The 21,800-nt window shown below is 77.4% G+C and carries 17 protein-coding genes; 9 read left to right on the top strand and 8 right to left on the bottom strand.

Features of this window, described 5'->3' with window-relative positions; genetic code table 11:
* Nucleotides 1–43: 43 nt before the first annotated feature.
* Entirely contained in the window at nucleotides 44–2,389 is a 2,346-nt protein-coding gene (locus SK069_RS05220) for a penicillin acylase family protein (RefSeq protein ID WP_319953139.1), read from the bottom strand.
* 136 nt (nucleotides 2,390–2,525) lie between these two features.
* Here SK069_RS05220 and SK069_RS05215 point away from each other — a divergent pair, with 136 nt between their 5' ends.
* The 5 genes from SK069_RS05215 (at nucleotide 2,526) to SK069_RS05195 (ending at nucleotide 7,193) form a co-directional block, all read left to right on the top strand.
* Nucleotides 2,526–3,164, top strand: a complete 639-nt coding sequence (locus SK069_RS05215) for an ABC transporter ATP-binding protein (RefSeq protein WP_319953138.1) — start codon at nucleotides 2,526–2,528, stop codon at nucleotides 3,162–3,164.
* A complete protein-coding gene (locus tag SK069_RS05210; RefSeq protein WP_319953137.1) occupies nucleotides 3,161–3,964 on the top strand; it encodes an ABC transporter permease in 804 nt (267 codons plus the stop codon). Before SK069_RS05215 ends, SK069_RS05210 begins: the two co-directional genes overlap by 4 nt.
* A gap of 68 nt (nucleotides 3,965–4,032) precedes the next feature.
* Complete coding sequence (locus SK069_RS05205) at nucleotides 4,033–5,277, top strand: PucR family transcriptional regulator (RefSeq protein ID WP_319953136.1); 1,245 nt, start codon at nucleotides 4,033–4,035, stop codon at nucleotides 5,275–5,277.
* Between the two features lie 9 nt (nucleotides 5,278–5,286).
* Entirely contained in the window at nucleotides 5,287–5,715 is a 429-nt protein-coding gene (locus SK069_RS05200) for a nitroreductase/quinone reductase family protein (RefSeq protein ID WP_319953135.1), read from the top strand.
* The gene (locus SK069_RS05195; RefSeq protein WP_319953134.1) at nucleotides 5,712–7,193 is read left to right on the top strand and encodes an NAD(P)/FAD-dependent oxidoreductase; all 1,482 of its coding nucleotides are present in this window, start codon (nucleotides 5,712–5,714) and stop codon (nucleotides 7,191–7,193) included. Before SK069_RS05200 ends, SK069_RS05195 begins: the two co-directional genes overlap by 4 nt.
* 12 nt (nucleotides 7,194–7,205) lie before the next feature.
* Here the strand turns inward: SK069_RS05195 and SK069_RS05190 are convergent, their stop codons facing one another.
* The gene (locus SK069_RS05190; RefSeq protein ID WP_319953133.1) at nucleotides 7,206–8,075 is read right to left on the bottom strand and encodes an alpha/beta hydrolase; all 870 of its coding nucleotides are present in this window, start codon (nucleotides 8,073–8,075) and stop codon (nucleotides 7,206–7,208) included.
* A 117-nt stretch (nucleotides 8,076–8,192) separates the two neighbouring features.
* Nucleotides 8,193–8,837 (bottom strand): TetR/AcrR family transcriptional regulator, encoded by a 645-nt coding sequence (locus SK069_RS05185; protein ID WP_319953132.1) that lies wholly within the window; start codon nucleotides 8,835–8,837, stop codon nucleotides 8,193–8,195.
* A 100-nt stretch (nucleotides 8,838–8,937) separates the two neighbouring features.
* Here SK069_RS05185 and SK069_RS05180 point away from each other — a divergent pair, with 100 nt between their 5' ends.
* The gene (locus tag SK069_RS05180) at nucleotides 8,938–10,401 is read left to right on the top strand and encodes a cytochrome P450 (RefSeq protein WP_319953131.1); all 1,464 of its coding nucleotides are present in this window, start codon (nucleotides 8,938–8,940) and stop codon (nucleotides 10,399–10,401) included.
* Between the two features lie 55 nt (nucleotides 10,402–10,456).
* Here the strand turns inward: SK069_RS05180 and SK069_RS05175 are convergent, their stop codons facing one another.
* Together SK069_RS05175 and SK069_RS05170 are read right to left on the bottom strand one after the other, a co-directional pair.
* Complete coding sequence (locus tag SK069_RS05175) at nucleotides 10,457–12,208, bottom strand: hypothetical protein (RefSeq protein WP_319953130.1); 1,752 nt, start codon at nucleotides 12,206–12,208, stop codon at nucleotides 10,457–10,459.
* Between the two features lie 154 nt (nucleotides 12,209–12,362).
* A complete protein-coding gene (locus tag SK069_RS05170) occupies nucleotides 12,363–13,868 on the bottom strand; it encodes a DUF3089 domain-containing protein (protein WP_319953129.1) in 1,506 nt (501 codons plus the stop codon).
* Between the two features lie 63 nt (nucleotides 13,869–13,931).
* On the opposite strand from SK069_RS05170, the gene SK069_RS05165 reads away from it, so the two are divergent.
* The gene (locus SK069_RS05165; protein ID WP_319953128.1) at nucleotides 13,932–14,681 is read left to right on the top strand and encodes a hypothetical protein; all 750 of its coding nucleotides are present in this window, start codon (nucleotides 13,932–13,934) and stop codon (nucleotides 14,679–14,681) included.
* Between the two features lie 74 nt (nucleotides 14,682–14,755).
* On the opposite strand, the gene SK069_RS05160 is transcribed toward SK069_RS05165, so the two are convergent.
* The 3 genes from SK069_RS05160 to SK069_RS05150 all read right to left on the bottom strand — a co-directional run bounded on the left by SK069_RS05160 (nucleotide 14,756) and on the right by SK069_RS05150 (nucleotide 19,213).
* A complete protein-coding gene (locus SK069_RS05160) occupies nucleotides 14,756–15,571 on the bottom strand; it encodes an NmrA/HSCARG family protein (protein ID WP_319953127.1) in 816 nt (271 codons plus the stop codon).
* A 47-nt stretch (nucleotides 15,572–15,618) separates the two neighbouring features.
* Nucleotides 15,619–18,291 carry an AAA family ATPase gene (locus SK069_RS05155; protein WP_319953126.1) on the bottom strand — a complete coding sequence of 891 codons (2,673 nt, stop codon included), beginning with the start codon at nucleotides 18,289–18,291 and terminating at the stop codon, nucleotides 15,619–15,621.
* 82 nt (nucleotides 18,292–18,373) lie between these two features.
* A complete protein-coding gene (locus SK069_RS05150) occupies nucleotides 18,374–19,213 on the bottom strand; it encodes an aldo/keto reductase (RefSeq protein ID WP_319953125.1) in 840 nt (279 codons plus the stop codon).
* Between the two features lie 167 nt (nucleotides 19,214–19,380).
* Between SK069_RS05150 and SK069_RS05145 the strand changes: the two genes are divergently transcribed.
* Both SK069_RS05145 and SK069_RS05140 read left to right on the top strand, forming a co-directional pair.
* Nucleotides 19,381–21,006 carry a patatin-like phospholipase family protein gene (locus SK069_RS05145; protein ID WP_319953124.1) on the top strand — a complete coding sequence of 542 codons (1,626 nt, stop codon included), beginning with the start codon at nucleotides 19,381–19,383 and terminating at the stop codon, nucleotides 21,004–21,006.
* A gap of 95 nt (nucleotides 21,007–21,101) precedes the next feature.
* Nucleotides 21,102–21,788, top strand: a complete 687-nt coding sequence (locus tag SK069_RS05140; RefSeq protein WP_319953123.1) for a type 1 glutamine amidotransferase — start codon at nucleotides 21,102–21,104, stop codon at nucleotides 21,786–21,788.
* The last annotated feature ends 12 nt before the right edge of the window (nucleotides 21,789–21,800 follow it).

The following is a 21,800-nucleotide window of genomic DNA, read 5'->3' as shown; positions in this document are numbered from 1 at the left end:
GCCGCGGCGCGCGGGGCCGGCCCGGCCGGCCCCGCGGCCGGGCCTAGGGCCCGACCTCGAGCAGCTGCTCGTACGTGCCGCGGTCGAAGAACGGCAGCGGCGGCGGCTGCTGCGCGCCCTGGGCCGACATGTCGTACATCTCGCGCGGCGCCCGCCAGCGGGCGGGGTCCGGCGTGCCGAAGCGCTTCGTCATCGCCGCGGCGGTCGTGGCCGCCGCCTCGCGGTACCCCGCCGGCGAGAGCGTGCGCAGCGCGTAGGCCTCCTTCGCGGTGATGTCGAAGGCGTGGCTCGTGCCGGGGCGATCCTCGAACGCCTTGGCGCCCTTCGCGAACGGCGCGACGGCGAGGTCGGCCGCGGCGGTCTTGAACGCCTCCCACGTCGCGACGCCCGGGTCGACCGTGCCCTTGGCGTCGGTGGCGACGTAGTCCCCGCTCCAGGCGGTGAGGACGCCGAGGACCTTCGCCGCCTCGCCGGTCGCGCCCCGCGACGCCTTGCGCAGGCGCGCGGAGGCGAGCGGGCGCTGCTGCGCGACGCTGCCGGCGCGGCGGATCGTCGCCTGCAGGTCGGCGAACGTCGGCGACGGCAGCGCCTTCAGCGCCCCGGCGAGCCGCGCGAGGTAGGCGTCGCGATCGAACGGGCCCGTCACGCGCTCGGACGCCGGGCCGTCGCCGGTCGTCCAGCCCTGCGAGGGGACGTTGTTCCAGTTCGAGAGCCAGCCCTGCTTCGGGTTGATGACGTGCGGCATCCGCTCGCGCGGCACGAGGCCCTCCCACTCCGCCTCGCCGGTGCCCGGCAGCGGCAGGCGTTGGTCCCAGCCGGCGGGACGCAGCTGCACGAGGCCGGGGTGCCAGTAGCCGATGTTGCCCTGCGAGTCGGCGGCCATGAGGTTCTCGTTCCACGTCAGGCGCCGTGCGGCGGCGTCGACGTCCTGGATCGTCCGGGCGCGGTTGACGAGGTCGAGGCCCTCGATCGTCTCCAGCTCGCGGCCCCAGATCGCGTAGCGGCGGGCGTAGGCGACGTTCCCGACGACCGACTGGACCGGACCGTGGACCGTGCGGCAGACCCGCTTGCGCGTGGAGCCGATCGACGGCAGCGCGCCGTCGAGGAGCGTCGTGACCGGGTCCTTCCAGCGGATCGTCACGTCGCGGCAGTCCATCGACCGGACCTCGCCGTTGTACCAGTACTTCTCCTTCTCGCCGGGCACGAGCTTCTCCGCGTAGAGGTCGTCCTCGTCGGAGAGCCCGGAGGTGATCCCCCAGGCGACGTTGCCGTTGTGCCCGATGCCGATCACCGGCAGGCCGGGCGCGGTGACGCCGCGGACGTCGAGCCCCGGCGCGTGGACCTCGAGCTCGACGAAGAGCTCCGGCGCCGAGAAGCCCAGCTGCGGGCCGTTGAAGAGGAATGCCCGGTTGCCGGGCGCGCGGACCGCGAGCATCGACGAGCCGCCGACGCGGCCGATCTCGCCGGGGTCGAGCTCGGACTTGCGCGCGGTGGCGCGGGCGAGCGAGGCCGGCGTGCCGGGCAGCGTCGCGGCGAACGCCAGCGACCGGTCGCGCGCCGCGGTCACCTGCTTGGCGCTCAGCGCCCGGCCCTGCGGGAACGTCCCCTCGGACCGCGGGATGGTCGAGACCTGTCGCGGCGGCTGGACCGGCAGCAGCGCGTCGAGCACGGCGGGACGCATCCCCTCGGCCTGCAGGGCGCGGAGGTTGCGCAGCTCCTCGCCGTCGCCCGACGGCACGGTGCGGGCGAGGAAGACGCCGATCCGCAGCGAGTCCATGACGGTCCAGGCCGCGAGCGACGACGTCGTCGCGACGTACTCGGCCGGCACGTCGAGCGGGTTCGTCCGCACGTGCGTGATCCAGGCGTTGATGCCGTCGCGGTAGGCCTCCAGTCGCTGGCGGAAGCGCACCGGCAGCCGGTCGTGCTGGCGCTCGAGCTCGGCGCGCGTGTAGTAGTCGCGGTGCGTGACGAGGTCGGTCTCGACGTCGCCCTTGCCGGTGACGAGCGCCCGCTCGCCCCGCGTCGCGTGGCGGAACGCCTCGAGCTGGAAGAGCCGGTCCTGGGCCACCGCGTACCCCGCCCCCTTCCAGGCGGCGAGGTCGTCGGCGCCGACGACGTTCGGCACGCCGTAGGCGTCGCGCGTGATCGTCACGCCGGGGAACGGCCGCTCGGTCGAGCGCGCCGGCTGGTGGAACCCGAACGGCTTGCGCCGGAACCCGATGAACGGCGACTGCTGGTCGTAGGCGTGCGGCGAGCCCCCGCCGCTCGTCAGGCCGGTCAGCGAGACGTAGCCGCTCTGGCCCGGGGGCAGGATCGACTCGGCGTTCAGGACCCGCGCGCCCGCGGGTGCGGCCCCCGCCAGGGCCGCCGCCGCGACCCCGACGACCACCGCCTGTCGCCATCCGCGCGTGCCTGACCGCTCCCGTGCCCCCCACATGGGGGGCCAGCCTAGCCGGACCGGGACACCGGGGTGCGGCGTGTACCGCGTCCGCGCGGCGCGCGTCTGGGATCGTCCGCGTGCAGCGATGTCCGACGCGCGCGCCACGACCGGGCTGGTCGCCCACGGGCTGCACCTCGCCCGCGCGGGGCGGCCGGTGCTGCGCGACGCCGGGATCGTCCTGCCGCCTGGGCGGGTCACCGCGCTCGTCGCCCCGTCCGGCGCGGGCAAGAGCACCCTGCTGCGCTGCCTCGTGCGCCTCGTCGAGCCGGACGCGGGCGAGATCCGCCTCGACGGCCGGCCGGTGACCGAGCTCGAGGCCACCGCGCTGCGCCGCCGCGTCGGGCTCGTCGCCCAGCACCCGGCGATGCTGCCGGGCACCGTCGCCGACAACGTCCGCCACGGGCTGCCCGACCTCGCCGACGAGGCGGTCGGTGAGGCGCTACGGGCCGCCGGGCTCACCGAGGGGTTCGCCGGGCGCCCGGCGGCCGCGCTCTCCGGCGGCGAGCAGGCGCGGGTCGGCCTCGCCCGCGCCCTCTCCCGGCGTCCGGAGATCCTGCTGCTCGACGAGCCGACGGCGGCCCTCGACGAGGCGGCCGCCGGCCGGATCGGGACGACGCTGCGCACGCTCGCCGCCGACGGGATCGGGATCTGCCTCTCCACGCACGACCTCGCGCTCGCCGACGCGGTGGCCGACACCCGCGCGACCCTGCCGGGGCCGGCGTGAGCCAGCCGCTGCTTCAGGTGGTCGGAGCCGTGGGGCTGGCCTCCCTCGCGATCGTCGTCGCCTGGCGACTCGGGCTCGGCCTGGCTCGCGCGATCGCCGTCGCCGCGGTCCGCGCGATCGTGCAGCTCGCGGCCGTCGGCGCGCTGATCGCGCTCGTCCTGCGGGTGCCGGCGCTCGCGGTCGCGTTCGTCGCGACGATGATCCTCACGGCCGCGCTCACCGCCGGTGGCCGATTGCGGCCCGTGCCGGGCGCGCGGCGCCGCGCGGCGCTCGCCATCGGCCTGCCCGCGGTCGGGGCCACCGGCGCGCTGGTCGCGATCGGCGCGTTCGATGCGACGCCGCGGACGGTCGTCCCGGCGGCGGGGATCCTGCTCGGCGGCGCGATGACCGCCACGACGCTCGCGGGCCGCCGGATGCTCGAGGCGCTGCACGACGACGCGGCGACGATCGAGGCGCGGCTCGCGCTCGGCGACCCGGCGGTCGAGGCGCTGCGCCCGACGGTCCGTCGCGCGGTCGCCACGGCCGTCGTCCCCGCGATCGACCAGACCCGCAGCGTCGGGCTCGTGACGCTGCCCGGGACGTTCGTCGGCCTCGTCCTCGGCGGCGCGGACCCCGCCGACGCCGCGCGACTCCAGGCGGTCGTCCTGCTGGCGCTGCTCGCCGTCGAGCTGCTGGCGGCGCTGCTCGTCGCCGAGCTCCTCGCGCGCGCCGTGGTCGCGCCCGGGGAGCGGATCCGCGACGAGGACGAGCTGCGGCGGCGCGGCCGGTCCCCGTCCCGCGCCTGCCGCGGCGACGGCTGAGCGCCGCGCGCGACCGGCGGGGGCGCCGGCCCCTGGTCGGGCGCCCGCGGCGGTGGCAGACTCGGGGCGTGTCGACGCACGCTCCGGGGGTCCACGCCGCGCTCGCCCGCGAGCTCGACCCCGCGCGCCTGGCCTCCGTCCTCGCCGCCGCCCTCGCCGACGAGGTCTATCCCGACCTCGCGGTCCGCCCGGCGTTCCGGGGGCTCGTCGACGACGCGTGCCGCGCGAAGGCCGAGCTCCTCGTCGACCTGCTCGCCGATCGCGTGTCGCCCGACGACCTCGCCCCGGCGGCGGCCGTCGCCCTGGCGCACGAGCTCGCCGTCGCGGGCGTGCCGGCGGAGACGGTCGCGCGCTCGTACCGGGTCGGCCAGGAGGTCGCGTGGGCGACGCTGCTGGACGCGATCGAGCGGCTCGCCGAGCGCGACGGCGTCCCCGTGGTCGAGAGCGTGCGGGCCACCACCCCGGTGCTCTTCGCGTTCGTCGAGCGGATGATGACCGTGACGATGGCCGCCTACGACGACGCGCTGGACGACGAGCGTCGCTCGCTCGCCCGGCGCCGGCGACGGCTCGTGGACGGCCTGCTCGACGGCACGGTCGCGGCGATCGGTGAGGACGGCGAGCGCTTCCTCGGCTACCGGCTCGACGGCCTGCACCTGGCGATCGCGCTGCCCGGGCCGGCGACCCGGACGGACGAGGGCCTCGTCCGTCGCCTCGGCACGGACCTCGGGACCGGCGGCACGCTCGTCGTCGGCGAGCGGGCGTGGATCCACCTCGCACGGCCGCTGCGACCGAGCGACCGCGCGGCGGTGGGTCGCGCGTTCGCCGAGGCCGGGCGCCGCGGCGGCGTCGGCGACCCCGGGTCCGGCGTCCCGGGCTTCCGCGCGAGCCACGAGCAGGCCGAGCTCGCCCTGCGCGTGCGCCGCGCCCGCGGCCACGAGGACGTCGGGGCGACGTGGGCGCGCGACGTCGGCATCGAGGCGCTCGGGCTGGAGGCGACGACGTCGGCGCGGCGCCTGGCGACGGCCGAGCTCGCGGCGCTCGAGGGCCTGTCGGCGCGCACGCGGCGCACCCTCCTGGCGTGGCTGGAGACCGGCAGCAACGTCGGCGCCGCCGCGCGGCTCGGCGTGCACGAGCAGACGGTGCGCAACCACCTGCGCCTCGTCGAGGACCGCCTGCCCGGTCCGCTGCTCGAGCGCCGCACCGAGCTCCACGTGGCCCTGCGGCTCGCCGCGGTGCTCGAACCGCGGAATCCGCGAACCGGAGGCCCGGGATTCACGCAAGACGCGCTTCGCGGGGCCGCCGGGCGCTCCTAGCATCGGGCGATGACGCCCCCGCCCCGCCCCGTCGCCGAGATCGTCTGGAAGATCCACCGCAAGCTCTACGCCGGCACCCGTGGCCGCGTGGGTCGGCGGTTCCTCGGGATGACGACCCTCCTGCTGACGACGGTGGGACGCAAGAGCGGCGAGCCGCGCTCGACCGCCTTGATGTACCGGGAGGAGGGGCCGGCGCTGGCCGTCGTCGCGTCGAACCTCGGCAGCGACCGGCCGCCGGCGTGGTGGCTGAACCTCCAGGCCACCCCGATCGCGCAGGTCCGGGTCGGACCCGAGCGGCGCCGGGTCCGGGCGCGGCTGGCCTCCCCGGAGGAGCGCGACGAGATGTGGCCGCGGTTCGTCGAGATGTACGCCGATTACGCCGAGTACGAGCGGATGACCGACCGCCCGATCCCGATCGTCCTCCTGGAGCGGGCATGAGGGTCGAGGAGACCGACGTCGTCGTCGTGGGCGGTCGCCTGGCCGGCTCGGCGACGGCGATCACCCTCGCCCGGGGCGGCCATCGCGTCGTCGTGCTCGAGAAGCGGCGGCTCCCCTCCGACACCCTCTCCTCGCACGCGCTCGTCCCGTCGGCCGTCGCGGAGACGGCGCGCCTGGGCGCGCTGGACCGCCTGCTCGCGCTGCGTCCGCCGCGCTCGCCCTGGGTCCACGTCGGGGCCGGCGACGTCCAGGTCCACGAGCACTGGTCGGCGGTCGACGGGATCGGCTACGGCCTCTGCATCCCCCGGATCGACCAGGACGTCGAGCTCGCGCGGACCGCGGAGGCCGCCGGGGCCGACGTGCGGATGGACGCCGAGGTCGTCGACGTGGTCTGGCGCGGCGGGCGCGCGGCCGGCGTGCGGGTCGTGCAGGACGGCGAGGAGCGCGAGATCCGCGCGCGGCTCGTCGTCGGGGCCGACGGGCGGCGCTCGACGGTCGCCGCGCGCGTCGGGGCGTGGCAGCCCTATCGCGCCTCGCGCAACGGACGGGGCGCCGCCTACCGCTACATGACCGACCCGCAGGTCGGGACCCGCTGGCACGAGACGATGTCCCAGTGGCGCTGGGGGACGACGATCGGCTACACGTTCCCGATCCCGGGCGAGCGGATGATCTGCATGCTCATGCCGCCCGCCGAGCGGATCGCCGAGCTGCGGCGCGACCCCGAGGCGGCGTGGAGTCGCCTCGTGGCCGAGGACCCGGCCGGGATCGGCGAGCGGCTGCGCGGCGCCGCGGAGCACACGAAGATCCGCTCGACGGCCGAGACGATCTCGTTCTTCCGGGCCTCGAGCGGCCCCGGCTGGGCGCTCGCCGGCGATGCGGGGCACTTCAAGGACCCGGTGATCGGGTCCGGTCAGCGCGACGCGCTGCGGTTCGGCCGCAGGCTCGGCGAGCTCGTCGGCCCGGTGCTCGACGCCGACGGCGAGGACCACGAGCTCGACGACGCCCTGCGGACCTGGGAGCGGGAGCGCGACCGCACGTGCATGGCCTCCTACCACTGGGGCTCGCGCGAGAGCCGTCCGATCGCGCCGGCCACGCCGCTGCAGCGCGAGATCATCCGGACCTTCGACGGCCACCGCGGCCAGCTCGCCGACAACTTCGGACGCGTCCGCGACCCCGAGCGGATCGTCGGTCCCCGCGTCGTCGCGCTCGGGCTGCTGAACGCCCTGCACCGCTTCCCGGAGCAGCGGGGCGCGATCGTCCGCGAGGCACTGGGCGAGCTGCCGATCGAGGCCGGCATCCGGCTGGACCGCTGGCTCGGCCGGCGTCTGTTCCGCGCGTCGACCACCCGGCCCTCCGAGCGCGGCGACGTGGCGTTCCCGCCCGCCCCGCGGCCTCGCCGCGCGGCGGAGCCCACCGGCGGATCGGGCGAGGCCGCCGGCGCGCCCGCGGCGGAGGCGTCGCCCGCGCCGGCGGCGTGACGCCGGCGCGGATCAGGCGAGGATCGTCCGCCGGAGGAACGCGACCTGGTCGGCCGCGATCCGCGTGGGGAGCTCGCCGTGGAACGGCGCGAAGTGGTCGCCGGGGTAGTCGTGCAGCTCGGCGCGCGGCGCGCGGTCGGCGAGCTTCCCGATCGCCTTCCCGTCGGCGCTGACGTCGTCGGCGCAGCGACCGACCCAGGTCGGCACGCCGATCCGCGACGCCCGGGCGACGGGCCGGAACGCCGCGACCGTCGCGAAGAGCCCGGGCGAGATCTCGTTGCGCCAGCGCGAGTCCGGTCGCACCGTGGCGGCGAAGCCGTCCGCCTCGCCGGGCAGGTTCATCGCGGCGCGCTCCCCCGGCTGGCCGGTGACCGGCACCGTGACGTGGCGCCCCGCCATGTCGGCGAGGGCCCGCGGCAGCAGCCACGCGACCGTCTTCGGCGGGCTGGCGAGCACCCGCGGGACGCCGTCCGAGAACGGGCAGAGCAGCAGCGCGGCGGCGACGTCGATACCGTCGGCGAGGAGCGTCGCGACGTGGCCGCCGCTGAACGAGAACCCCCAGAGGGCGATCCGCGCGGCGTCGACGTCGTCCCGACTCCGGACGTGCGCCACGGCGTTGCGCCAGTCCTCGCGCTGCTCGCCGGCGCGGAAGCGCTGGCGCGGCGCGCCGCCGGAGTCGCCGAGGTAGCGGTGGTCGAAGACGAGGACGTGCGCTCCCGCCGCCTGCAGCGCCTCGGCGTACGAGGCGAGGCCGTCCTCCCGGGTGAGGCTGAACCCGTGGGCCATCACGACGCACGGCGCCGGGGTCGTGGCCCCGGCCGCCGGGTACCACCAGGCGGCGCACTCGACCCCGCCGGACGTGAAGGTCAGGTCCTCGCGCATGGGTGCACCCTAGCCCGGGGGTGGCAGCCCGACCACGGCGCGTCCCGCCGACCGGGGGCTCCGTCGCCTCCCCCCCCCGCCCGGGTCCGCCGGCGCGGGTCCGGGCATCGGAGGGGATCAGCCGCCCGCGAGCGGCGCAGCGGCGATCGCGGTGGCCGTCGCCGACAGCGCCTCGGCCAGCGCGGCGTCGTCGACGGCGAGCGTCCCGTCGAGCCGGCGGCCGATGAGCGCGACGGCGGCGCCGCCGATCGCGGTGGCCCGCACGCGCCGCTCCTCGACGTCGGCGGCGACCTGCGGGAAGAACGTCTCCCACCGCTCGCCGAGGAGGTCGAAGAGGCCGAGGATCGCCTCGCGTCGGCGCTGCTCCAGGCCCTGGAGGCCGATGCCCTCCAGGAGCGCCGCGCGGCCCCGGCGCGGGTCGCCGACGAGCTGCGCCACGAGCGCGGCGGACGAGGCGCGCATGCGCTCGGCCGGGTCGTCGTGCCGGGCCGCGGCGCCGAAGACCGCCGCGCGCAGCTCGTCGCCGAGGTCGTCGAGCAGCGCCTCGTAGAGCGCCTCGCGCGAGCGGAAGCTCTCGTAGAAGTAGCGCTCGGTGAGGCCGGCGACCCGGCAGATCTCGGTCATCGTCGCCTCGGCCCAGCCGCGGGTGCCGATGACCTCCAGCGCCGCCTCCTCGAGCCGGGCGCGGCGCTCCGCCACCCGCTCGGCCGTCGTCCGGCCCTTGTAGGTGCGTTGCCCCGAGGTCCCGTCGACGGCGGCCATCGACCCCATCTTGACAGGGGGTCCTGTCAATTGCGAGGATCGCGGCAAGCATTGACAGGATGCCCTGTCACTTCGCCGAGCCCCTAAGAGTCCTCCGCGCATGACCCGCACCTCGCCGCCCAGCCCGAAGGCCCGCGTCGCCCCGAGCGCGCCGCCGCCCGCGCCCGTCGACCGGCGGCTGCACGTCGACGTCGCCCGGGACCTGCGCGACGAACGCGCCGCGCGCCAGCGGATCCCGTTGCCGGCCGGCTCGCACCGCCCGAGCCTGCGCAACACGTGGCTCACGACGAGCGACCCGCTGCGGCTGCTGCTCGAGCACGAGCGCCGCTTCGGGCCGGTCTTCACCATCCGTCACGGGCACCAGGCCGTCGTCTGGGGGATCGGCGCGGAGGCCAACCACCAGATCCTCGTCCGCGAGGCCGACGCGTTCTCGTGGCGCCACGGGCGCTTCGCCGACCTCTGGCACCTGCTCGGCGACAGCTTCTTCGCGATCGACGGGCCCTACCACCACCAGACGCGGCGGATGCTCCTGCCGGGCTTCCACGCCGATGCCGTCGAGGGCGTCGCGAACGGGATCGTCGCCGAGGCGCGCGCCGGGGCCGACGCGCTCGCCGCGCAGGCCGGATCGCGGATCGACCTCAACGGCTGGATCCGCGAGCTCGCGATGCGGATCGCGCTGCGCGTCCTGGCCGGGATCCGCGGGGACGAGGCCGGCGAGCGGCGGATGGCCCACGAGTTCGAGCGGGCGCTGCGCTACCACGGGCACTCGATCCCGGCCCAGATGCTGCGCGGTCCGCGCACGCCGTTCGCGGACATGCAGGACGCCCGGGCGATCCTGGACCGGATGCTCGGTGCCGAGATCGAGCGTCGTCGCGCCGCCGACGATCCCGGTCCGGGCGTGCTCGGGATGCTCGTCGGCGCGACCGACGAGCACGGCGCGCCGCTGCCGGCGTCGGTCGTCCGCGACCACCTGACGTCGCTGCTCTTCGCCGGGCACGACACGACGACCGCGACGTTCACGTTCCTCGCCTACGAGCTCGGCCGCAACCCGGCGGCGCGCGAGGCGCTGCTGGCCGAGCTCGACGAGCACGTCGACGGCGGCCCGACGGCGGCCCAGCTCGACGGCACCGCGCTGCCCGTGCTCGAGCGCACGCTGAGCGAGACGCTGCGTCGCTACCCGATCGCCTGGCTCGGGCCGCGGCGCACCGTCCGCGACGTCGAGCTCTGCGGGGTGCCGATCCCGGCGGGCGTCGGCGTGCACTACTCCAGCTGGGTCACCCACCACCTCGACGCGCTCTATCCCGACCCGCTCGCCTTCCGGCCCGATCGCTTCCTGCCCGGGGGCGAGGTCGACCGCCTGCCGAAGGGCGCCTACGTCCCGTTCGGCGGTGGCTCGCGGATCTGCCTCGGCAAGCGCTTCGCCCAGTACGAGCTGCGGGCGATCGCCGCGACGGTCCTCCCCCGCCTGCTCCTGGAGCCCGATCCCGCCGACCCGCTGCGGATGAGCTTCACCCCGACGCTCGGCCCGCGGGGCGGAATGCGGTTCATGGTCCGCCCGCGCTGATCGCCGGCCGGCCGGAGCACCCGGCCCGCCGGCGACGACGCGGCGTGGATCGCCCTCAGCGACGCCGGGGCAGGAGCCGCAGCGAGCGGGTCGCGGTCGGGGCGACGAGGCCGTCGGCCGTCGCCCCGACGACGAGCCGGTAGCGCCCGGCGCGGGTGCCGAGGAACGTCCGCGAGAGCGCCACCGACGACGCACCGGCGGGCAGCGAGCGCGAGAGGGTCCGGACGGTCGTCGTCCGCGTGCAGCGCGCCCCACGTCGCCCGGGCTTCGGCGCCACGCACCGCCCGTTCCGGCGCACGCCGGTGCTCCGGCGGACCAGTCGCACGGTGACCCGGGCGGCACGGTTCAGGCGCAGCCGCACCGTGGCGCGCGCACCCACCCGGACCGTGGCCGGGGCGCGCACGGCCGAGAGGCGCGGCGCGACCGGCGGCGTGTCGCCGCCACCGCCACCGCCTCCGGTGCCGCCGCCCGTGCCGCCGCCCCCACCGGGGCCGGTCGCCGCCGCCGTGGTGAACGTCCCGTCGGTGCTCTGCGCCGTCCCGGCGGGCGTCGTGACGACGAGCCGGTAGTGGTAGGTCGTCGCGGGCGAGAGCCCGGAGATCGCCGCCGTCTGCGGCAGCGGATCGTCGCTCCCGGCGGTGATCGCGGCGTCCGGCGTGCTCGCGCCGTAGCTCGTCGTCGTGCCGTACTCGAAGCGCGCCGTCCCGGCGTTGCGGCCGGTGCCCGCGACGCCGGCGAGGGTCGCGCCGGTGCTCGTCACCCCGGTGGCCGCCGCCGTCGTCGCCTGCGGGGCGGGCTGCCACTCGTCGGCGCCGATGTCGGTCCGCGCGCCGAGCGTGCGGAGGGTGGCCCCGCCGAGCGCCGTCAGGCCGTTCGCGGCGTCGTCGAGTCCGGCGTCGATCGTCGGCGAGGTGGCGAGCTGGCGGAGATCGCCCGACGCGGGCGCCACGAGCTGCGGCGGCGTCGCGAGGTTGCTCGCCGCCACCGGCCCGGTCGCGCCGCCGGCGACCACGACCTTCGCCGGATCGTAGGCCGAGCGGGTGGCCGAGACGGAGGCCGGGTCGCCGCTCTTCGCGACGTAGATGTCGTACCCCGCTCCGTGGACGATCGAGTTCACGAGCTGCAGGCTGATCGGGCGGGTGGCGACCGACTGCGCCTCGAGACCGTTCCCGCCGACCGCCCAGATCGTGCTGTTGCGGATCACGGCGTTCGTCGGCCCCCACAGGCCGCTGATCGCCGCCAACGCCGGGGCGTTCACCGCCTCGCTCCAGCAGGTCGAGCTGCGCACGACGTTGCCCCCGACGCCGCCGACGAGGCAGGCGTACCCGCTGCCGCCGATCCGCCGGACGACGACGTCGTCGACGACGATCGGGGCCGGTGAGCCCGCGGTGGCGGCGACGATCGCGAACCCGACCTGACCGGACGGGTTCGACGCCGGCCGCACCGCGTCGACCTCGAGGTGCGAGATGCGCGACCCGGCGGCGCTGCCTCCGATCGAGAACCCGTAGTCGGCGGTCGTGAAGATCCGCGGGCGCGGCTGGCCCGCGACGCCGTGGACGTCGAGGTTCGTCGAGGAGGGCGAGAGCACGTCGGTCAGGGGCGTCGCCTCGCTGCCGTAGTCGCCGGGCGCGACGACGACCTCGTCGCCCGACGAGGCGCTGTTGATGCCCGTCGTCACCGCGCACGGCGCCGCGCTCGAGCACGCTCCGCCGCTGCCCGTGGGCGCCACGTAGCGCGTGGCGGCCTGGGTCGCGGCGGGCAGGACGAGCGGCAGCAGGACCGCTCCGAGGGCGAATGGACGACGCATGCCGCGATCCTGCTCCGCGCGTACGGTGCATGCATGGGTCCTGGCGCAGCCGCGCTCGATCCTGGACGGTCCCGGCGCGCCGACGCTCGCCGTCCTGTCGCGGTCGCGTTGCCACGGCCCGCGCCCCTCCTCCCCTCGCCGGTTCCGGGCGCGCTCAGCAGCGCCGCATGCGCTTCGTGCGCACGCTGCGCAGGCCGCCGGTGCGCTCGACCTCGACGCGGACGCGGGTGAGCCGGCCGCGCGCGAGGCGGCGCGCGGCGAAGCGCACGCGGTAGGGCGCAACGACGTCGGAGCCGACGGCCCGGCCGCCGACCCGCACGAGCATGCCGGTGACGTCGGGGCCGGCCACGCGGACGGTCACCGCACCGGCCCGGCAGGCGCGACGGGCGACGCGCCGCTCGCGGCCGGTGTACGTCACGAACGGCCCCAGCCGGGTCGTCGAGGCCGGCGGACGGGCCGCCGCCTCGCGCTCCGCGCGCCAGGTCGCGGTCTGGGCGGCGACCGCCCGCTGCAGGTCGCCCAGCGCGACGTTCACGTCAACGAGGTGCACGCCCCAGCCCGGCCCGGGGAACGGCTGCAGCGGTCGGGCGCCGTCGATGCCGGACAGCCGCAGCACGCGTGCGCCGCCCTCGCGGACGCACCGGGCCCGGTACCGGTCGGCCGGCCGGACCCACGGCGTGTCGGCACGCGGCGGCAGGCCGCCGTAGGTCACCAGCACGCCGGCCGCGATCCCGCCCGGCGCGAACGCGCGGGACGGCACGTACGAGGTCAGCTCGGTCGGGGCGTTGGCGGCGATCGACGCCGGATTGACGCACGCGACCTCGCGGCCCGTCGGGGGGAGCCGTTCCTCGGTCTGCGGGTCGACCCCCGGCGTGACGCGTCCGAAGCGCGAGGTCGCCGGCGGCGACGCGGCGAACGCCGAGTACGCGATGACGCACCCGGCCTGCGCCTCCCGCGTGCAGAGCGGCACGTCGATGAGGTCGCCGCCGCGGTCGCGTCCCGCGGCGACGGTGACGTTGCCGCCGAGGAGCAGCGCCGACACGAGCCGCGCGCGCAGCGGGGCGCTCGCCGCGCCGTCGAACCGCTCGCGCAGGAGCCGCCGCAGGATGCCGGCGCCCTGCGAGTGCCCGACGAGGACGATGCCCCGCCCGCGGTTGTCGTCGCGCAGGTACTCGTCGAACGCCTGCGCGACGTCGGCGTAGGCGGTCCGCCGCACGGCGGCGTCGCCGTTGGCGGAGACGAGCGCCACGAGCGTCCGCTGCCGGTAGACCGGGGCGAAGACCCGGCACTGCTGCGAGAACCGCTGGGCCTGGAAGCGGGCGATGCTCTCGAGCTCCGGCTCGACGGTGCGCGAGGCGCTCGGGCCGAGCTGGTTGCTCACCGTCGGGTAGACGTAGAAGCAGTCGACCGGCGGCGTCGCGGGCACGGGCTCGGGCACGACGCGGTCCGCCTGGCCGCGGGCCTGGACCGTCGTCGTGAGGTCGCCGCTGCACGGATCGCCGGGCAGGCCCGGACGGCAGAGCCACACCGTCCGACCCTGCGCCGCGCCGGCCCGCTCCGGCCCGGTGAGCGGCGCTCCCGCGCCCGGCCCGAGCGCCGCGCCGCCGAGGGCGGCCGCCCCGACCGCGACCGTTGCCACCAGGGACCCCGTCGAGCGCATCGCGGCACTCTCCCACACGCCGGTGGACGCCCGCGACCGGGCGACCCGGTCTACGCTGGATCGGTGCGGGCCCCGACCTACGACGCCCTGCTGGCGATCTCCGCCCGCAACGCCTGGGACCCGGCGGGGATCGCCCTCGACGCGGACGCCGCGCGCTGGACGGCGCTGCCGGTCGACGACGCCGCGCGGCTGCGCGCCCTCGTCGCGGCCTTCGTCGTGGGCGAGGAGGCCGTCGCCGACCACCTCGCCGCGATCGGGCGCGCCGCGACCGATCCGGGGCTGCGCGCCTGCCTCGCCGCGCAGGAGCGCGAGGAGGAGCGCCACGCGGCCGCCGTGCGTCGCGCCTGGCGCGCGCTGCGCGCCGCCGAGGGCGGTCCCGACGAGAACGCCGCGGCGCACGCGCCGGCGGCGATCGTCGCGCTCTTCCGCGAGCGCCTGCCGGCGACCGTCGCGCGCGCGGCGCACGAGCTCGGCGAGGCGGTCGGGCTCTACCACGGCCTGCTGGAGGGCGTGATCTTCCTCGCCGGGCAGCGCGAGCTGCTGGCGCGCGCCAGGGCCGCCGGGCTGGCGGGACTGCACGAGACGTTCACGCGGATCGAGCGCGACGAGCGCTGGCACGTCGCCCTCGGCGTCCGGGCGCTCGTCGACCACCCGGACGGCCCCGCGGTGGCGGGGCGCCTGGCCGAGGAGGCCGACGCGGTCGCCGACGCGTGGGGCCCCCTCGTGGCGGAGGCGACCCGACGCGAGGTGGCGACGCTCGTCGCCCGCCGTGCGCGCGCCGTCGGCCTGCTGCCGCACCGCGCGCCGGCCTGACGTCGCACGGCGGGCCCCGCCGCGCACGAGCCGACGCCCAGGACGACCGGGGCGTCGCGCGACGCCGCGTCGGCCTACGCTCGGGCGGCGGCCCAGTCGGCGAACGAGCGCCAGCCGACCTCGGGATACCGCTCCCGCACCGCCGCGACGTCGATCCCGTAGCCGGGATCGCGGAGGAAGCGGTACATCGCCGCGAGATCGTGCGAGCGCGCCTCGACCTCCTCCAGCGGGGTCTCCACGTGGACGGCGCCGAGGGCGGCGGCCATCTCCCGGGGCGTCGGCGCGTCGCCGGCGAGCTCGATCCGCGCGCCGAGGTGCTCCTCGCGCCGGGCGAGGATCGCGGCCACCGCGGCGCCGAGGTCGGCGAGCGCGAGCTGATGCAGCGGCACGTCGCCGGGCAGCGGGACCGGCAGCCGACCGTCGCGCGCGCCGCCGGCGACGTTCTCGTAGAAGTAGCTCGGCGCGACGACCGTCCAGTCGAGCTCCGTCGCGCGCAGCTCGTCCTCGATCGCCGCCTTGCTCGCGAAGTGCGGGACGTCCGCGCGTCCGGCCGAGGCCACCGAGGCGAGGAGCAGCCAGCCGAGGCCGGCCTCCCGGGCGGCCGCGAGGATCGCCCGTCCCTGCGCGAGCTCGGCGTCGACGCCGTCGCCGAACGGGGTCGTGACCGCGTAGGCCGCGTCGACCGGCTCGAGCGCCGCCACGAGCGACGGGACGTCCGTGAGATCGCCGACCACGAGCGTCGCGCCCTCGCGCGCGAGGGCCGCGGCGGCGTCGCTCTCGGGCCGGCGCACGAGCGCGGAGACGGCGTGCCCGGCGGCGAGCAGGGCGCGGGCGACGTGGCCGCCCTGGCTGCCGGTCGCGCCGGTCACCAGGACGTGGGGCTTGCTCATGGGGGCCTCGGGATCCAGGGGGACGGGTCGCCCACGATAGCCCCCGCTCAGCCGACGGGCAGCTCCCCGGAGCGCTCGTCGGACCACCGCAGCGCGAGCTCGGTGCGCGAGCGGACGCCGAGCTTGCGGTAGGCGAGGCGGAGGTGGTGCTCGACCGTCCGGGGCGAGAGGAAGAGCTCCGCGGCGACCTCGCGGTTCGTCCGCCCGGCGGCCACGAGCGCGCAGACGTCGCGCTCGCGGGCGGTCATGGGCTCCGCGCCGTCGCCCGGCTCGATCGCGGTGGTCGCGGTCGTGGCCGCGAGCTCCGTCGCGGCGCGCCGCTCCCAGAGCGCGCAGCCCATCGCCTCGAACGCCGCCCGTGCCGCCTCCAGCTGCTCGCGCGCGTCGACCCGGCGACGCTCGCGCCGCAGTCGCTCGCCGACGACGAGCCGCGTGCGCGCCTCCTCGAAGGGCATCGGCTGCGCGGCGTGCGCGGCCAGCGCGCCCGCGAGCAGCGCGTCGACGTCGGCGTCGGGCTCCAGCAGTGCCCGATAGCGCGCCGTGACGGCCCGCGCCCAGGGCCCGCCCGTCCGCTCGGCGCCCTCGGCGAGCTCGGCGAGCAGCTCGGCCGGCTCCACCGTCCGTCCCTGGCGCAGCAGCGCCTCGAGCAGGTCGGGCTGCGTGAAGAGCAGCGCCGGGTTGCGGCCGCCGTGCGCGCGGCTGAGCGCCAGCGCCCGCCGCAGCGCGGGCTCGGCGGCCACGACGTCGCCGCGCGAGAGCTCGAGCATCCCGAGCGCCTGCCAGGCGCAGGCGACCGCGGACACGGAGTCCAGCGGCCCGCCGACCTCGATCGCCCGGGCGGCGGCCGCGCGGCAGGTCGCCTCGTCCCCGCGGTGAGCGGCGACCATCGCCACCGCAGCCGCCGCGAGCACGAGGGTGAAGCCCCCGAGTCCCGCCTCGGCGATGTCGAGCGCCTCCTCGGCGGTCGCCGCGGCCGCGGCGAACGCGCCGCGACGGATGTGCAGGGACGCGAGGATCGTCAGCGGCAGCGCGAGCGTCGAGACCGCGCCGATCGCCCGGTTGGCGTCGACGAGCGGCACGAGCAGCGCCTCGGCGTCGTCGTGGTCGCCGAGCCAGAGCCGCGCGAGGCCCACGAGGGTCACGATCTCGTGGCCCGGCAGCGTCGGGTCCCAGTCGCGCACCGCCGGCTCGACGAGGGCGAGCAGCCGCCGGGCCTCGTCCGTCCGGCCCAGCACGACCTGCATCTCGGCCAGCACGGCCGTCGGGATGACGGCGGCGCCCGCCGGAGCGAGGTCCCGCGCGCGCTCGGCGAGCGCGCCGAGCCGGTCGACCGGCCCCTGGTCCAGCAGGGCGACGCACGCCTGGACGAGCAGCGCCGAGGCGCGAGCGGGATCCTCGGGCTCGATCCGGGCGGCCTCCGCCTCCATGAGCGTCAGCGCCTCGCGCGGGGCGCCGGCCTGCGCCATCGCGACGCCGCGCAGCAGCTGGACGTCCGCGCGCGCCCGCGGGTCCCGAACGCGCGGCAGGAGCTCCTCCAGCAGCGCACGGGCGCGCGCCGGGCGACCGGCGACCGTCAGGTGGACCGCTGCGCCCAGCAGGCGCCGCTCCCCGTCGGCCGGCGCGGGGCTGAGCCGTGCCGCGCGCTCGAGGATCCGCCCCGCGCTGCCCGGAGCGCCACCCGCCAGCGCCTGGCCCGCGAGCCGCTCGAGCTGCCCGGCGAGGACCTCGTCCGGTCCGGGGGCGGCGAGCGCCAGCTGCCACGAGCGCTCCGGCTCCGGCACGTGGTCGGCGATCGCACGGTGCGCGGCGCGGCGCTGCGCCGGCGTGGCCGCGTGGTAGACCGCCGAGCGCACGAACGGGTGGGAGAACGCGACCCCGTCGCCGAGCCGGACGAGGCCCGCGTCCTGGGCCTCCTCGAGCGCGGGCGCCGTCTCGCCGGCCGCCGCTCCGCAGGCGGCCCGCAGCAGGGCATCGCGGGTCGCGGGCGCGAGCTGGGCCAGCCGCGCGCCGTAGGCCCGGCGCAGGCGCTCGCCGACCGGCAGCGGCTCGGGCAGCAGCGCGCGGCCGGCCCGCTGGGCGGCGGTCAGCGACGCGGGCGCCTCGACGAGCGCGAGCGGGTTGCCGCCCAGCGCGTCGACGAGCGCCTCGGCCACGAGCGGCACGACGCCCCCGGCCCGGGCGAGGCCCACGGCGTCCCGGCGGGCGAGCTCGGCGAGCTCCCAGTCCGCCACGCCCGGCCACGGATCCGGTTCCTCGCCCCGCTGCGACCAGACCGCGACGACCCCGATCCCCAGGCGCGGTGCGCGCCGGGCGAGGTAGCCGACGGCCAGCCGCGAGCCGTCGTCGAGCCACTGGAGGTCGTCGACGAGCACGAGCACCGGCGCCGCGGCGGCGAGCGTGGTGCCGAGCACCCGCAGCAGCGCGACGGGATCGCTCGCGTCGAGGGCGGCGGCGTCCGTCCCGAGCGGGTGCAGCAGCTCGTCGAGCGCCGCGTGCGGCAGCTCCGCCTCGTGCTCGACGCCGGTCGCGCGCAGGACCGTGAGGCCGGTCGCCTCGGTCGCCAGGGCGTCGAGCAGCGCGGTCTTGCCGACCCCGGGGGCACCGAGGACCCGCTGCGCGCCGCCGCGCCCCTCGCGCAGCCCGCCGAGCAGCGCGCGCAGGCGGCGCAGCTCGGCTCCGCGGCCGACCAGCGCCCGCCGTGGGGGATCGCCGGCTGACACGCGGACATCGTACTCCCGCCCCGACCGTCCTCCCGCAATCCGGACCGCCGCGCCCGGGCGCCCCGGCCGGACCGGCCCGCGCTCAGTCCTCGCGCGCGCCGATCGCGAACGTCTCGGGATCCCCGCCGACGCGCTCGCCCGTCGAGAGACCCGTGATCCGCGCGACCTCGTCGTCGCTCAGCGCGAAGCCGAAGAGGTCGAGGTTCGCGGCGATCCGCTCCGGCGTCACCGACTTCGGGATCACGACGTTGCCCAGCTGGACGTGCCAGCGCAGGACGACCTGCGCCGGCGTGACGCCGTGCGCGTCGGCGATCGCGCCGAGGGTCGGGTCCTCGAGCACCTCGGCCTGGGCGAGCGGGCTGTAGGCCTCGGTCGCGATCCCGCGGCGGGCGTGCTCGGCGCGCAGCTCCTCCTGCGCGAGCCGCGGGTGGACCTCGATCTGGTTCACGACGGGGACGGCGCCGGTCTCGGCGATCGCGCGCTCGAGGTGCTCCGGCGTGAAGTTCGAGACCCCGACGCTCCGGGTCAGGCCCTGCTCGCGCAGCCCCTGCAGCGCGCCCCAGGTCTCGACGTAGCGGTCCGCGGACGGGACCGGCCAGTGGATGAGGTAGAGGTCGACGTGGTCGAGGCCGAGGCGCTCGAGACTGCGGCGCAGCGCGTCCGGGGCCCGGTCGGCGCCCTGGTCCGCGTTCCAGAGCTTCGTCGTGACGTAGAGGTCGCCACGGGCGATCCCGGACGCCGCGATCGCGCGCCCCACGCCCTCCTCGTTGCCGTAGATCGCGGCGGTGTCGATGTGCCGGTAGCCGGCCTCGAGCGCCGCCGTCACGGCGCGCTCGGTCTCGTCCGCCGGGACCTGGAAGACGCCGAACCCGACCTGGGGGATCGAGGTGCCGTCGTTGAGGGGGATGCTCGGGACCGCCATGCCCCGATCATGCCGCGCCGCGAGCCGCGCCCCGTGGGCACGGGCGATCGGCGCCGTCGGCGCTCCGCCCGCGCGGCGCCGGCGGGTGGACGTTCGGCGTCGGCGATCCGTCGAGCCGGGCGCGCGGGCCGCGAGGGATCGCCGGGGCCCCGCCGTAGACTCCGGTGATGTCGGTCACCGTCGACGAGCCCTTCGCCCCCGAGCCGGTCGAGCCGGGCGCGTCCGCCACCTGGGCCGAGGAGCCCAACCGGGAGCTCGCGCCCGACCCGGTGATCGAGGAGCCGCGGGCGGAGATCGTCCAGGCGCCGCCGCCGACGCCCGCCGTCCTGCCCGAGGAGCGGCGGACCCGCGCCCTGCGCGACCTGACCCGGATCGAGGTGGCCCTGCTGCAGACGCAGCTCGACGCCGGTCACGGCCTGCACCGCGACGACGTCGATCGCCTGCGCTACCTCCTCGGCCTCGCGCGCCTGACGACCTTCGAGCCGGGCGCGGCGCTCACCGGGCGCTGCGGCGTCCGCGCGGACCTCGACGTCGGCGACGAGGTGGCCCCGTTCCGCCGGCGCGTGATCGACGGGCTCGCCGAGGTCCGTGACGCCCTCGGCGACCAGGACGCGACGCTGCGCGCCGCCGGCATGGCCGTCAGCCGGCTCTGGCCGCACGCCGTGGCCGAGCGGCGGCGCCTCATCGACCGCCACTCCGGGGTCTGCTCGCCCGAGGAGCTCGATGCCGAGGCCGGCACGCGCGTGCTCGTGAACGCCGCCGGCGGCGGCGGGGGCGCCGGATTCGTGTACCTCGGCGCCCAGCAGCGGCTCGACGAGCGCGACCTCACCGCGAAGTACGTCATCGGGGCCTCGATCGGCGCGCTCCTCGGCGTCTTCCGCGCGCGCCACCTGCGGGCGGACTGGCCCGCGCTGCTGGACCTCGCCCGGACCGCCGACCGCCGCGACCTGTTCGGCGCCGGCGCGACGCGCCGCCGCTTCGGCATGCCGGGACTGCGACCGCTGCGCCTGCGCTCGTCGTTCGACCGCTTCTTCACCGAGCCCGACGGGCGCTCCACGACGATCGACGACCTGGAGATCGCCTACGAGGCGGTCGTCGCCGGGGTGCGCCGGCGGCCGTTCCAGAAGCTGCCCGCGGCCTACCGCGCCGACGTCACCGAAACGCCGGACGGCGCGCTGCCCCAGGGCCGCACGTCGCCGCTGCGGCTGGCTCCCGCGCTGGCCCAGAGGATGTGGCAGGTCGCGGCGTTCTTCGACGCCCGCGTCGTCGAGCCGGTCGTCCTCGGCGCGGATCCCGACACGCGCCGGGTCCGGGCCCTCGACGCCGCGGGGTTCTCGGCGGCGATCCCCGGCGTCCTGCACTACGACCTGACGCCGGGCGACGACCACCCGGGCGCCGGCGCGCTCGAGCGGCTGATGGCCGAGCGCGACCTCGCGGCGCTCGTCGACGGGGGCGTCGTGGCGAACGTCCCCTCCGAGCTCGCCTGGCGGCGGGTCCAGGCCGGGCGCCTGGGCACCCGCAACGCGATCGTGCTGGCCTTCGACTGCTTCCACCCGCGCTGGGACCCGCGCCACCTCTGGCTGCAGCCCGTGACGCAGGGGATCGGCGTGCAGATGCGCCGTCAGATGCTCTTCACCGACGTCCTCGTGCGGTTCTCCCCCACGCTCTCCCCGATCAACCTCGTCCCCTCGGACCGGGCGCTGGAGCAGTCGCTGGAGTGGGGCCGGGCCTCGATCGACAAGGCGCTGCCCCTGATCGGCGCGCTGCTCGCGCCCCTCGCATACCGCTGGTGAGCGGCCCGGCGGGCCGCCCGCCGGGATCTCCCGCTTGATCCAGAATGCCGATCCGGATACAAGTGATTCGTGTTCGGCGCTCCGTGTCCCCGCCGATGAGCGTCGCGCTCGTCCTCCAGGCCCAGTCCGACGCCCCGCCGGGGCGCCTCGCGACGTGGGCGGCGCGCCGTGGCATCGCACTCGACGTCCAGGACGTCACGGCCGACCGACCGCTGCCCCGTCCCGGGAGTCACGACCTCGCGATCGCGCTCGGCTCGGACGCCTCGCTCGCCGGGCGCCCGTCCGGCTGGGCGCTGCGGCTCGTGGACTGGCTGCGCGACGCGGAGCGGATCGGGATGCCCGTCCTCGGGATCTGCTTCGGCGCCCAGGCGCTGGCGCTCGCGCACGGGGGGTCCGTCCACCGCCTCGCCGAGCCCGAGATCGGGCTCGTCCGGGTCGAAAGCGCCGACGCGCGCCTCGTCCCGACCGGCCCCTGGGTCACGTGGCACGAGGACGTCGTCACGCTGCCCCCGCTGGCCTACGAGCTGGCCCGCAACGAGGTCGGACCGCAGGCGTTCTCCGTCGGGCACGCGCTCGGCGTCCAGTTCCACCCCGAGGCGGACGCGGAGATCCTCGCCGGCTGGGTCGACGCCGACGGCGGCCGGCAGCTCGCGTCGACCCGGATCGACGGCGCGGCGCTGGCGGCTCGCGCCGCCGCGGCGGACCAGGCGCTCGGGCGGGACGCCGACGCGCTCTTCGACCGGTTCGCGGCGTCGAGCGTCGAGCCGCGACCCGTCGCCTGACCCGCGGGTCCC

The organism is Patulibacter brassicae, from assembly GCF_033949425.1.
GTDB classification, from domain to species: domain Bacteria; phylum Actinomycetota; class Thermoleophilia; order Solirubrobacterales; family Solirubrobacteraceae; genus Patulibacter; species Patulibacter brassicae.
Note: the sequence above shows the minus strand (reverse complement) of the source record. Positions and strands in the feature narration are given on the sequence as shown.